General features: G+C 54.2%; 11 protein-coding genes. 9 read left to right on the top strand and 2 right to left on the bottom strand.

The features are described from left to right. Positions 1–17 precede the first annotated feature (17 nt). Entirely contained in the window at positions 18–1,523 is a 1,506-nt protein-coding gene (locus tag IXC47_RS17580) for a helicase HerA-like C-terminal domain-containing protein (protein ID WP_195876528.1), read from the top strand. A 59-nt stretch (positions 1,524–1,582) separates the two neighbouring features. Here IXC47_RS17580 and IXC47_RS17575 read toward each other — a convergent pair whose 3' ends face one another. Further along, positions 1,583–2,491, bottom strand: a complete 909-nt coding sequence (locus IXC47_RS17575) for a LysR family transcriptional regulator (protein ID WP_195876527.1) — start codon at positions 2,489–2,491, stop codon at positions 1,583–1,585. Between the two features lie 169 nt (positions 2,492–2,660). On the opposite strand from IXC47_RS17575, the gene IXC47_RS17570 reads away from it, so the two are divergent. The 6 genes from IXC47_RS17570 to IXC47_RS17545 all read left to right on the top strand — a co-directional run bounded on the left by IXC47_RS17570 (position 2,661) and on the right by IXC47_RS17545 (position 6,942). Next, positions 2,661–3,275 (top strand): FMN-dependent NADH-azoreductase, encoded by a 615-nt coding sequence (locus IXC47_RS17570; RefSeq protein ID WP_175627130.1) that lies wholly within the window; start codon positions 2,661–2,663, stop codon positions 3,273–3,275. An 84-nt stretch (positions 3,276–3,359) separates the two neighbouring features. After that, the gene (gene ribA / locus IXC47_RS17565) at positions 3,360–3,998 is read left to right on the top strand and encodes a GTP cyclohydrolase II (RefSeq protein WP_175627129.1); all 639 of its coding nucleotides are present in this window, start codon (positions 3,360–3,362) and stop codon (positions 3,996–3,998) included. A 71-nt stretch (positions 3,999–4,069) separates the two neighbouring features. After that, positions 4,070–4,975 carry a DMT family transporter gene (locus tag IXC47_RS17560; protein WP_175627128.1) on the top strand — a complete coding sequence of 302 codons (906 nt, stop codon included), beginning with the start codon at positions 4,070–4,072 and terminating at the stop codon, positions 4,973–4,975. Between the two features lie 9 nt (positions 4,976–4,984). After that, complete coding sequence (locus IXC47_RS17555) at positions 4,985–5,764, top strand: SDR family oxidoreductase (RefSeq protein WP_175627127.1); 780 nt, start codon at positions 4,985–4,987, stop codon at positions 5,762–5,764. Positions 5,765–5,798: 34 nt separating this feature from the next. Beyond that, positions 5,799–6,773, top strand: a complete 975-nt coding sequence (locus IXC47_RS17550; RefSeq protein ID WP_175627126.1) for a quinone oxidoreductase family protein — start codon at positions 5,799–5,801, stop codon at positions 6,771–6,773. A 10-nt stretch (positions 6,774–6,783) separates the two neighbouring features. Continuing rightward, positions 6,784–6,942 (top strand): hypothetical protein, encoded by a 159-nt coding sequence (locus IXC47_RS17545; RefSeq protein WP_195876526.1) that lies wholly within the window; start codon positions 6,784–6,786, stop codon positions 6,940–6,942. 81 nt (positions 6,943–7,023) lie between these two features. Here the strand turns inward: IXC47_RS17545 and IXC47_RS17540 are convergent, their stop codons facing one another. Beyond that, positions 7,024–7,641: a DUF4136 domain-containing protein gene (locus IXC47_RS17540; RefSeq protein WP_195876525.1), complete on the bottom strand. Its 618-nt coding sequence runs from the start codon at positions 7,639–7,641 to the stop codon at positions 7,024–7,026. A 236-nt stretch (positions 7,642–7,877) separates the two neighbouring features. On the opposite strand from IXC47_RS17540, the gene pepN reads away from it, so the two are divergent. Both pepN and IXC47_RS17530 read left to right on the top strand, forming a co-directional pair. Then, positions 7,878–10,532, top strand: coding sequence for an aminopeptidase N (gene pepN, locus IXC47_RS17535; protein WP_195876524.1), 2,655 nt, complete (start codon positions 7,878–7,880; stop codon positions 10,530–10,532). 91 nt (positions 10,533–10,623) lie between these two features. Beyond that, complete coding sequence (locus IXC47_RS17530; RefSeq protein WP_175627122.1) at positions 10,624–11,628, top strand: class 1 fructose-bisphosphatase; 1,005 nt, start codon at positions 10,624–10,626, stop codon at positions 11,626–11,628. Positions 11,629–12,063 lie beyond the last annotated feature (435 nt).

The raw sequence follows: 12,063 nt of genomic DNA, 5'->3' as shown, positions 1-12,063 counted from the left end.
CACCTTTGGACCAGAACATGCCAAATCCTCTGCTGATTGCTAAAAACAAAGAACATGAATTAACGCTGCTGCCTGAGCTTGCCAACCGGCATGGTTGCATCACGGGTGCAACCGGTACCGGCAAGACGGTCACCCTGCAGACGCTGGCGCAGGCCCTGTCGGATATAGGTGTGCCGGTTTTCATGGCGGACGTGAAGGGCGATTTGTCGGGTATCGCCAAGGCGGGTACGGCCAGCGGCAAGGTCAAGGAACGCTTTGACATGCTGGGGCTGGAGCATCCGGTCTGGGCTGGGGTGCCGGTCACTTTCTGGGATGTGTATGGCGAAAAAGGTCATCCGGTACGTGCCACGATTTCCGACCTCGGCCCTTTGCTGCTGGCGCGCATGCTCAATCTCAACGATACGCAGCAAGGCGTACTGCAGCTGGTATTCAAGATCGCCGACGATAACGGCTTATTGCTGCTGGATACCAAGGATTTGCGTGCGATGCTGCAATACGTCGGCGATAACGCGGCGACGTTTCAGACTGAATACGGCAATATTTCCAGTGCCAGCATAGGTGCAATCCAGCGTGGCCTGATTAGTGTGGATGAGCAGGGGGGCGACAAATTCTTTGGCGAACCCATGCTGAACATCGAGGATTTGATGCAAACCGATGCCAAGGGCAAAGGTGTGGTCAACATCCTGGCAGCGGACAAATTAATGAACTCGCCGCTGCTGTACTCGACTTTCCTGCTGTGGATGCTGTCCGAACTGTTTGAGCATTTGCCTGAGGTTGGCGATATGGATAAGCCTAAGCTGGCTTTCTTCTTCGATGAAGCGCATTTGCTGTTCAGCGAAGCACCGAAGCCATTGTTGCAAAAGATAGAACAAGTAGTGCGCCTGATCCGTTCCAAAGGCGTAGGCGTCTACTTCGTCACGCAAAACCCGCTGGACATACCGGATACCGTACTTGGCCAGCTCGGCAATCGCGTGCAGCATGCGCTGCGCGCCTACACACCGCGTGACCAGAAGGCGGTACAGGCGGCGGCCCAGACTTTCCGTCCGAATCCGGCGCTGGATGTGGTGCAAGTCATTACCGAATTGGGTGTGGGCGAAGCGCTGGTGTCCTTCCTCGATGAAAAGGGTCGCCCAACCATAGTCGAACGTGGTTTCGTCTTGCCGCCGGCATCGCAAATCGGTCCGATCACGGATGCAGAGCGTACTGCGCTGATTAATTCTTCAGTGGTTGCAGGTGTCTACGAGAAAGCGGTAGACCGTGAATCCGCCTATGAAAAGCTCAAGGCAAGAGCAACACAGGGCAAGGAAGCAGCGGCCAAGGAAGAGGAAGAAGAAGGCGGTCTGGGCGGTATGCTGGGTGGCATATTCGGCGGCAGCTCGAATGGCAGCGGTAAAAAAGGCAGCGCACGTCGCAGCGACACGGTAGTGGAAGCGATGCTGAAATCCGCAGTACGCACCATGGGTTCGACCGCAGGTCGTGAAATCATCCGCGGTGTGCTCGGCTCACTGCTGAAGAAAAAGTAAGACGTTTGCAGCTGTCGTCATTGCAGCAGATGCTGCAATGACGCGGTATTTCTACCTCTCTATTGTTCTTCGTCGGGTGGATGATCGACGAAGTACTGCATCAGCCAGCGTCCGGCCACACCCGGCGCTTCATCGACCCGGTTAATCATATGCAGCGAATACTGGCCACTAATCATGTGCGCCAGTTGCAGATGTATCAGGCGACCATTTTGCAGGTCAGCCTGGACCATCTCTTTCGGCATCGAGCCCCAGCCCAATCCATTCAGCAGCAGCATGTGTTTGGCGCCGAGATCGCCGAGACGCCAGTCGCGCAGTGCGATCACACCAAAATTCTGTCCGGAAGTCAGCTGGCTGCGATCCGTCAGTACCAGTTGTATATGGTCGCGTGCGACTTCGGTCGGGATGACACCTGTCATCTTGCCGAGCGGGTGATCGGGTGAGGCGACCGGGATCATCTTGATATGTCCCAATTGCTGATGCTGGAAGGCGTCGGAAAACTCCAGCATGGGCCCGGTAATGCCGATCTGACATATGCGTTCACTGACCAGATGCATGACTGCACCCAGTGCTTCTATACGCAATCGCAGCGCGACGGTCGGGAATTCGCGCTGGAAGGCTTCCAGTGCGCGCACCAGTCGGCAGTTCGGAAACATCACGTCCACCACCAGTGACACTTCCGCTTCCAGCCCCTGTGCCAGGGTTTTCGCCCGCGCTCGCATGGCATCTACTTTCATGCCCACGGTACGGGCATCGGCCAGCAAAGCCTTGCCCGCTTCGGTCAAGGTTGGTTTGCGCTTACTACGGTCGAAAAGCTCTACATTCAACTGAGCTTCCAGATTGGCGATGGTATAGCTGATGACCGACTGGGTGCGGTGCAGCTCACGCGCGGCACGTGAAAAACTGCCGCAATCGATGACCGCAACGAAGACGCGCAATTGGTCGAGGGTGGGGAGGCCGGGTTCTCTCATATCGAAATTATCGATGCTAACAAGTTAAACAATGTGGGTTTTCTTGATGCTAATCCTGTTCTACGATGGTTGCAAGAAATCAGTCATCACTGATTTGGCAAAAAACACGTCGAACAGCAGCCTGGCTAGGACGCTCAAGACATAACCCGACCAGAAAGCGAGTTTTATTATGACCAAGATCCTCAATATCAACAGCAGCGTACGTAACGGCGACTCCATCTCCCGCAAAGCAACCGCTGAATTCATCAGCAAATGGAAAGCCAAAGAGCCTAACGCAGTCGTCGTCGAGCGTGACGTCGCAGCCCAGCCTTTGCCACACATAGATGGACAGACTCTGGGCGCATTCTTCACGCCAGCGGAAAACCGCACAGCAGAACAGGCGCAAATCGCCAAGCTGTCGGAAACCCTGGTGCAAGAGCTTTTTGACGCGGACGTGATCGTAATCGGCGCTCCCATGTACAATTTCTCCATTACATCGGGTCTGAAAGCCTGGATAGACCACGTTGCCCGTGCCGGCGTGACCTTTAAATATACCGAGAAGGGCCCGGTTGGCCTGCTGACTGGTAAAAAAGTCTATATATTTACTGCCAGCGGTGGCGTCTACAGCGAAGGTCCGGCGCAAGCCATGGACTTCACCAGCACCTATTTGCGTGCTGTTCTGGGCTTTATCGGCCTGACTGATGTGACATTTATTCAGAGCGAAGGTATCGCAATGGGTGCGGAAGGCGTGCAAAAAGCGCAAGCCAAAACCAGCGACGCAATAAACGAATTGCTCGCAGCCTGATATCCTTCGTCTTCTGAGCAACAATGCGGTAAATGCCGATGGTCGGTATTTACCGCATTTGCTGGTTGATTGAAGCGTTTACTCATGAATACAAGTCTTACCCCGAATGCCGCAGTGGAAGCGGCAGTCTCCTCTGAAGTTGAACTCGATTACGCTGCGTCGTGCGAACTGCCGACGCCGTGGGCAACCTTTCGCCTGCATGCTTTCGTCGAACCTGGTACCGGCAAGGAGCACGTCGCCATTACCCTGGGCGATGTCACTGACGGCGAGCCGGTATTGTCACGCATCCATTCCGAATGCCTGACCGGTGACGGCTTGTTCAGCCTGCGTTGTGATTGCGGCCCGCAACTGGAAGCCGCGTTGAAGCGTATCGCCGAAGAGGGGAGGGGCGCCTTGTTTTATTTGCGACAGGAAGGACGCGGCATTGGCCTCGTCAATAAAATCCGTGCCTATCAATTGCAGGATGCTGGTGCCGATACCGTTGAGGCCAACGAAGCGCTGGGCTTCAAACCGGATCAACGCAATTACAAGCTGTGCCAGCCTATGCTGCGCCACTTGAAAATTTCGACACTGCGTCTGATGACGAACAATCCGCGCAAAATCAAGGCGATGGAGCAACTCGGCGTCAAAGTGGTGGAGCGCGTACCGCTGGTGATCACACGCAATCCGTTTAACGAGCGTTACCTGACTACCAAGGCGGCCAAACTCGGCCACCTGTTCTAAGTCGGGCAGGGTGGAAAAGGTCATTTGGGCGGGTGGCGACGTGAAAATCGCTTAACCTTTAAAATGACGGGATGGCCGATTCCACTTCCTCCGAACGCAAACAATTCCTTATAGGTCTGACGATCGCGCTGCTGGGCGCGATTTTGTTTTCTACCAAAGCAATCGTGGCCAAACTCATCTATCGCTACGGGGTGGATGCTGTCACGCTGATTGCTTTTCGCATGATGTTTTCGCTGCCTTTTTTCATCGCCATCGGCGCATGGAAGGCACGTACCGCAGTTCCGCTGACCCGCGCGGAAAAAGGGCAAATCGTCATCCTGGGTTTGCTCGGCTACTACCTCTCCAGTTTTCTTGATTTCCTCGGCCTGCAATATATTTCAGTCGGGCTGGAACGCCTGATCTTGTTCCTGACGCCTTCCTTCGTGTTGCTGATTTCCATCTTTGTCATGAAGCGGAAAATCACCATGCTGGAATGGGCTGCGCTCGGTATTTCTTATCTCGGTACGGTGCTGGTGTTTGTGCATGATGCGCGCATCGGTGGTTCCAATGTCGCACTCGGCAGCTTGCTGGTATTGGGTAGCGCTATTTCCTACGCGATTTATTTGCTCGGTTCCGGTGAGCTGGTGAAACGGGTCGGTGCCTTGCGCCTGGTGGCATACGCGATGTGTGTTTCCAGTGTTGCCTGCATCGTGCAATTCTTTGTGCTGCGACCGGCTTCTACGCTGATACAGCCGATGGCGGTGTATGGTTTATCCATGATTAATGGATTCTTCTGTACAGTGATGCCGGTGTTCCTGACCATGATTGCGGTTGATCGCATCGGTGCTGCGACGGCTTCGCAAGCGGGCATGATAGGTCCGGTGTCCATTCTTTTCCTGGCTGCGCTGATACTCGACGAACCTATCACCGGCATACAGTTGGCGGGCACCGCGCTGGTATTGTGCGGTATTTATCTCTTATCTAAAAAACGTGTGTAGGACGGCTAGATGGATTTAGGCATACGAGGAAAATCGGCATTGGTCTGCGGCGCGAGTCGCGGCCTCGGACGCGGATGCGCCGAAGCGCTGGCGGCGGAAGGTGTGAATGTCACGTTGGTGGCACGCAACCTGGAGGTCCTGCAAGCCAGTGCCAGTGAAATTCGCGCCGTATCGGACAGCATGATTACCATCGTGGCGTGCGACATTACGACTGAGGAAGGACGTGCGCAGGCGCTGTCAGTCTGTCCGCAGCCGGATATCCTGGTCACGAATGCCGCGGGCCCGCCGACTGGCGATTTTCGCGACTGGAGCCGGGATGACTGGATTGCTGCATTGGATGCGAATATGTTGACGCCCATCGAACTGATCAAGGCAACGGTGGATGGCATGATGGCGCGTGGCTTTGGTCGCATCATCAATATCACCTCGAGTGCTGTCAAGGCGCCGATAGACAGCCTGGGTTTGTCGAATGGCGCACGTTCCGGTCTCACTGGTTTTGTCGCTGGCCTGGCGCGCAAGACGGTGGCGCGTAATGTGACGATCAATAATCTCTTGCCCGGCCCGTTTGAAACCGACCGGCTGGCGGCAATATTCTCGGCGGCGGCTGAATCCAGCGGACGCACGGTAGACGAAGTCAGCGCGGCACGACGCGCGGCGAATCCGGCCAAACGCTTTGGTACGCGACAAGAGTTTGGCGCGACCTGCGCATTTCTATGCAGCCAGCATGCAGGTTATATTAACGGTCAAAACATCCTGCTCGACGGTGGCGGCTATCCCGGCACGTTTTGATTCATCTCCACTTCCATATTAAAGAGAGTTGCGCATGACAAAAGCGATCAGAATTTCTGCTGTCGGTGGTCCCGAAGTAATGGAGTACGTCGAAGTTGATCTGCCCGCACCGGGGCGCGGCGAAGCCCTGATACGCCAGCATGCCTGCGGCTTGAATTACATCGATGTGTATTTCCGCATGGGTACTTACCCGCAGCAACTGCCAGCCGGATTGGGCATGGAAGGTGCGGGTGTAGTGGAAGCAGTGGGCGAGGGCGTGACGCATATCAAGCCGGGCGACCGGGTAGCTTATGCCGGACGTCCACCGGGTGCCTATGCGGAAGCGCGCGTGCTACCGGCAGATGTCTTGGTCAAGCTGCCAGGCGCGATCAGCTTTGAAACTGCAGCAGCGATGATGTTGCAGGGTTTGACAGTGCAGTATTTGTTCCGTCGCACCTTCCGCTTGCAGGGCGGGGAAACTATTTTGTTCCACGCCGCGGCGGGTGGTGTCGGCCTGATCGCGTGCCAATGGGCGCGTGCATTGGGTGTGACCATGATAGGTACGGTAGGCTCGGATGAAAAAGCGGCGCTGGCGAAAGCACACGGCTGCGTACATACGATTAACTACAACAAGGAAAACTTCGTCGAGCGCGTCAAGGAAATCACGGAAGGCAAAGGTGTGCCTGTGGTTTATGATTCGATCGGCAAGGATACATTCACCGGCTCCCTCGATTGCCTGTCACCGCTGGGCATGATGGTCAGCTTTGGCGGTGCTTCCGGCCCGGTGCCGCCGTTCAGCCTGAATGAACTGGCGTCGCGTGGTTCACTATTCGTAACGCGGCCATCGCTGTTTAACTATATTGCCAAGCGCGATGACCTGGAAATGATGGCGGCTGAATTGTTTGGCATGGTGGAAAGCGGCAAGATCAAGATAGACATCAACCAGCGTTATGCGCTGAAAGATGTGGCGCAAGCGCATCGCGATCTGGAATCCCGTAAAACGACGGGCTCCACCATTTTGCTTCCTTAAGGATGGTGTAATGCAAGAATCAGACAAAAATCCGATGCAGCATCCGGAAGAACAGGCGACCGGTGCCGATGGCAATCCCAAATTCGGTCGTTTGCTGATAGTGCTGGCGTGTGGCGTGCTGATAGTAGTGGGCCTGACCTTCGGTTCGTTGGCGTATTACACGTCCTAAGTCCCTGTATTTGCACAAATAATTTTGCACCCATAAAAAATGGCGACTTATTTAAGTCGCCATTTTCATAAGGAGTTGCGTTTATTCCTTGATTTCCAGGTCTATGCGTCGAGGAACGCCATTCTTGCCCGGGAAGTCGCTGAAGGCACTGCGCACCATATAAGGCATTGCAAACGCGAGTGAACCATTGCCGCCGCTGCTATGTACGGTTACATCATAGAGTTTCTTGCCGCTCTTGATGTTCGTAATCAGTATATTCAACTGACGTTGGAACAGTTGGTACTGCACTTCACGATACTGGGTGACAGGGCCTGGATACCAGAACGGATCGTAGTAGCGGCCATAGCGCCAGCCAGGACCGTAGTAAGGACCGTACCAGTAAGGATCAACCACGTAAGGTTGTACGGTGCGGACGTCGCGGCTGTCTATGCTGTAGTTCAGCGCAACCTTGAGATTGGCTGCTGCAGGCGTTGTCGCTTCGGTAAAGCCGAGGCGGGTCAGCTCAGTGCGGACCAGGTTTTCGTAACTCTTCTCTTCCAGGTTGTTGTCCTGACCAGCTTTTCGCTCGAAGACATAGGATTTATTCTGCAAGTCTGCTGGCCATTCGTGGAAAGCAAGCACATCCGTCCTGATGACTGATGCACAGCCACTCAATAGCAGGCTCGACAATGCGATGCCCAACAATAACCAGCGTTTCATTTTTCGTCTCCTTAAGCAGATACGTATAGCATAGCGGTACTGGGTAAATCAGCCGTTACATTTTGTAACTGGGCAATACTGCTTATACGCAATACAGATATGGATTGTTATCCATATTTGCAATCCGCGTACAACTGCACTTTTTTCCCCTGTTCTGCTCAGACAAGCAGATTCCATTTTCAATCCCATGATTGGTAAAATGATTCTTTGCTTTGCACCCACCTACACAGACTCCTATGCGCACCGACACTACTCCGACGATTTATCGTAAAGACTACACACCACCGAGCTACTGGGTTCGTACCGTCGAGATGGGCTTTGACCTCGATCCGTCGGCTACCCGCGTCGCGACCCGCATGACACTGGCACGCAATCCGGCGAGTTCGGAGCAGGCAGTGGTATTGCATGGCGAAGAGCTGGAATTGGTGCAAATCCGCTTGAATGGTACAAACCTGAGCAAGCGCGATTACAAACTGGCTGATGGCATCTTGCGCATCCCGACCAAGGCGGAAGACATCACGCTGGAAATCGAAACCCTGATCCGCCCGGATAAAAACACCTCGCTGATGGGTTTGTACGTCTCCAACGGTAACTTCTTCACGCAGTGCGAAGCCGAAGGTTTCCGCAAAATCACCTATTTCCCGGATCGTCCGGACGTCATGGCGCAATACACCGTCATGCTGCGCGGCGATAAAAAGAAATATCCGGTCTTGCTGTCGAACGGCAATCTGATCGAGCAAGGCGACCTTGGTGACGGCCGTCACTATGCCTTGTGGGAAGACCCATTCAAGAAACCGTCCTACCTTTTTGCACTGGTAGCCGGTCAACTGGTGTGCCAGGAACGGACCGAAAGACTCAAATCCGGTCGCAAAGCATTGCTGCAGGTCTGGGTGGAAGAAGGCAATCTGGACAAAACGCAGCATGCGATGGATTCGCTGGTCAACAGCATCCACTGGGATGAAGAGCGTTATGGGCTGGAACTGGATCTGGATCGCTTCATGATCGTCGCGGTAGGCGACTTCAATATGGGCGCGATGGAAAACAAGGGTTTGAATATCTTCAATACCAAGTTTGTACTGGCCAATCCGCGCATCGCTACCGATACTGATTACGCCAATATTGAAGCGGTGGTCGGTCATGAATACTTCCATAACTGGACCGGTAACCGCGTCACCTGCCGCGACTGGTTCCAGTTATCACTGAAAGAAGGCTTGACCGTATTCCGCGATCAGGAATTTTCCGCTGACATGATAGGCACCGACAGCGGTCGTGCGGTCAAACGTATCGATGACGTGCGCGTGCTGCGCCAGGCGCAGTTCCCGGAAGATGCAGGCCCGATGGCGCATCCTGTGCGTCCGGATTCTTTCGTTGAAATCAGCAACTTCTACACCGTTACCATTTATGAGAAGGGCGCAGAAGTCGTGCGCATGTATCAAACCTTGCTGGGCCGTGATGGTTTCCGCAAAGGCATGGATCTCTATTTTGAGCGTCATGATGGCCGTGCGGTGGAGTGCGACGACTTCCGTGCCGCGATGATGGATGCGAACGGCCGCGACCTGACCCAATTCGAGCGCTGGTATAGCCAGGCTGGTACGCCGCGCGTGAAAGTGACGACGTCTTACGATGCCGCGCAAAAAACTTACGACATCACGCTGGCGCAATCCTGCCCGCCGACCCCGGGCCAGGCCAAGAAGCTGCCATTCCATATTCCGGTAGCCGTCGGTTTGCTGGATGGTCAGGGCAAAGATATGCCTTTGTCCTTGAATGGTCATAGTGGCCAGCCTGAAACACTGGTGCTGGAACTGACTGCGACCCAACAAACTTTCCGTTTCACCAATGTCGCCGAAAAACCGGTGCCATCCCTGCTGCGCAACTTCTCTGCACCTGTGGTGCTGGAGTATGACTACAGTGATGAAGACCTGGCTTTCCTGATGGCGCATGACAGTGATGCCTTCAATCGTTGGGAAGCGGGCCAGCGTCTGGCGACACGTCGTTTGCTGGCGTTGACAGAGACGGCACAACAAGCTGGCAGCACCCTGAGCGTTGATGTGGCACTGAGCGACAGCCTGCGTGCCAGCCTGAATGACCAGTCCCTGGACCCGGCTTTCCGCGAAACCGTGTTGACCCTGCCGGCAGAAACAGTCATTGCCGAACAAATGGAAGTAATCGATCCGCAAGCCATCCACACTGCGCGTCGTTTCCTGCGTCTGTCGTTGGCGCAAGACCTGCGCAAGGATTTCAGCGCTATATATAAGGCAAACCAGACCGACGGTGCGTATAGCCCGGATGCTGCTTCGTCCGGCAAGCGCGCGCTGAAAAACCTGGCGCTCTCTTATCTGGCGGAGCTCGACGATGCAGATGCGCATACTCTGGCACAAGCGCAATACGATGCAGCGAACAATATGACGGATAGAATGGCATCCTTGGCGGCACTGGCAAATAGCCAGGCACCGGGCAAGGCGGCTGCCTTGGCCAAGTTTTACAGTGATTTCGAGCTGGAACCATTAGTCATCGATAAATGGTTCAGCCTGCAAGCCATGGCGCGCACCACCGATGTAGCGGCGGTACGTACGTTGATGAAGCATCCTGCCTTCTCGATCAAGAACCCGAATCGGGCGCGCAGTTTGATATTCAGCTTCTGCAATGGCAATCCTTCGCGCTTCCATGCGGCGGACGGCAGTGGTTACGCATTCTGGGCGGAACAAGTGATCGCACTCGATGCCATCAACCCGCAAGTGGCGGCACGCCTGGCCCGCAGCCTTGATCGTTGGCGTAAATATGCGCCTGCCTTGCAGGCAAAAATGCGCACTGCCCTGCAGCAGGTTGCGGATACGGCCAAGCTGTCGAAAGACACGCGCGAAGTGGTAACCAAGTCTTTGGCCGCCAACTGACCGATAATAGATACCTATATAGATACAGCTATGCCGGGTTTGGGCGACAAAACCGGCGATTACAGAACTAACCAAAGATTAAAAGGACCACATGAAACGTATCAGTCTCACGCAATACCTGATTGAAGAGCAGCGTCTGCACAACAACATCCCGGCAGAATTGCGTTTGCTGCTCGAGGTCGTTGCCCGCGCCTGTAAAACGATCAGCCATGCGGTCGGCAAAGGCGCCCTCGGCGAAGTGCTGGGTACCGCGCAAAGCGAAAACGTCCAGGGCGAAGTGCAAAAGAAACTGGACATCATCTCCAACGACATCCTGCTGGAAGCGAATGAGTGGGGTGGTCACCTGGCGGCTATGGCATCGGAAGAGATGGAAACCATCCACCCGATCCCTAATCGCTACCCGATGGGTGAATACCTGTTGTTGTTCGATCCACTCGATGGTTCCAGCAATATCGACGTCAATGTATCGATCGGTACCATTTTCTCGGTGCTGAAAGCAGCGGACGGTATGGAATCGCCGAGCGAAGCGGATTTCTTGCAACCTGGCAGCAAGCAAGTTGTGGCTGGCTATGCGGTTTATGGTCCGCAAACAGTATTGGTGCTGACTACCGGTAATGGCGTGCAATGTTTTACGCTGGATCGCGAAATGGGCTCGTGGGTCATGACCCAGCGCAATATGCAAATTCCGGCGGATACCAAGGAATTTGCTATTAATGCATCGAATGCACGTCACTGGCACCCGCCGGTCAAGCGCTACGTTGATGAAATGCTGGCTGGCAGCACCGGTCCGCGTGCCAAAGACTTCAATATGCGCTGGATTGCTTCCATGGTGGCAGATGTACATCGCATCCTGAACCGTGGCGGTATCTTTATGTACCCGGCAGATGCGCGTGAACCGGACAAGCCAGGCAAGCTGCGCCTGATGTATGAAGCCAACCCTATGGCTTTCATCGTCGAGCAGGCGGGCGGTGCAGCGACGGATGGCCAGCAACGCATCCTCGACATCCAGCCGGAAAAGCTGCACCAGCGTGTACCGGTCTTCCTCGGATCGAAGAATGAAGTAGAGCTGGTCACCAGTTATCACAAGGCAAAATAAGCTTCCCTATATATAGAGAAGATCCCCCGGAAAAAGCGCTTTTAAAAAAGATTTAAAGTAATTTCTCAAAAGCGCTTGCCAAGTTCAAAGAAGCTTTGCTATAGTTCGGCTCCCGTCGCAGAACACGCAGCGAAACGCGCAGTAAGCGAGCTGAAATGTGAGTGTGATGGGGGAGTAGAAGTGGTGGTTTTCGAAGGTCGTTTCGGTGGTTTGGAAGCGAGTCTTTTTGAAGTGGTTTTTAGAAGAGTTAGTTAAAAAATCTTTTAAAAATAAAATCAAAAAGATGTTGACGAAAACTGAAACATGCGACATAATCTCGCTTCTCTGCTGCTGACGAACAAAACGATTCGCAGCGACGCAAACGACGCAAGTTGATAGCGAAGCAGAACAGGTTCTTTAAAAATTAACAGCCGATAAGTGTGGGCGTTTAATGGA

Origin of the sequence: Herminiimonas contaminans (genome assembly GCF_015645465.1) — a bacterium.
Taxonomy (GTDB): domain Bacteria; phylum Pseudomonadota; class Gammaproteobacteria; order Burkholderiales; family Burkholderiaceae_D; genus Oxalicibacterium; species Oxalicibacterium contaminans.
This window is presented reverse-complemented; position numbering and strand designations above follow the sequence as displayed.

Coding starts and splice junctions, on each gene's coding strand:
- IXC47_RS17560 (WP_175627128.1), top strand. CDS start 4,070: ATGGCCGATTCCACTTCCTCCGAACGCAAACAATTCCTTATAGGTCTG.
- ribA (WP_175627129.1), top strand. CDS start 3,360: ATGAATACAAGTCTTACCCCGAATGCCGCAGTGGAAGCGGCAGTCTCC.
- IXC47_RS17540 (WP_195876525.1), bottom strand. CDS start 7,641: ATGAAACGCTGGTTATTGTTGGGCATCGCATTGTCGAGCCTGCTATTG.
- IXC47_RS17530 (WP_175627122.1), top strand. CDS start 10,624: ATGAAACGTATCAGTCTCACGCAATACCTGATTGAAGAGCAGCGTCTG.
- IXC47_RS17550 (WP_175627126.1), top strand. CDS start 5,799: ATGACAAAAGCGATCAGAATTTCTGCTGTCGGTGGTCCCGAAGTAATG.
- IXC47_RS17575 (WP_195876527.1), bottom strand. CDS start 2,491: ATGAGAGAACCCGGCCTCCCCACCCTCGACCAATTGCGCGTCTTCGTT.
- IXC47_RS17545 (WP_195876526.1), top strand. CDS start 6,784: ATGCAAGAATCAGACAAAAATCCGATGCAGCATCCGGAAGAACAGGCG.
- pepN (WP_195876524.1), top strand. CDS start 7,878: ATGCGCACCGACACTACTCCGACGATTTATCGTAAAGACTACACACCA.
- IXC47_RS17580 (WP_195876528.1), top strand. CDS start 18: ATGCCAAATCCTCTGCTGATTGCTAAAAACAAAGAACATGAATTAACG.
- IXC47_RS17570 (WP_175627130.1), top strand. CDS start 2,661: ATGACCAAGATCCTCAATATCAACAGCAGCGTACGTAACGGCGACTCC.
- IXC47_RS17555 (WP_175627127.1), top strand. CDS start 4,985: ATGGATTTAGGCATACGAGGAAAATCGGCATTGGTCTGCGGCGCGAGT.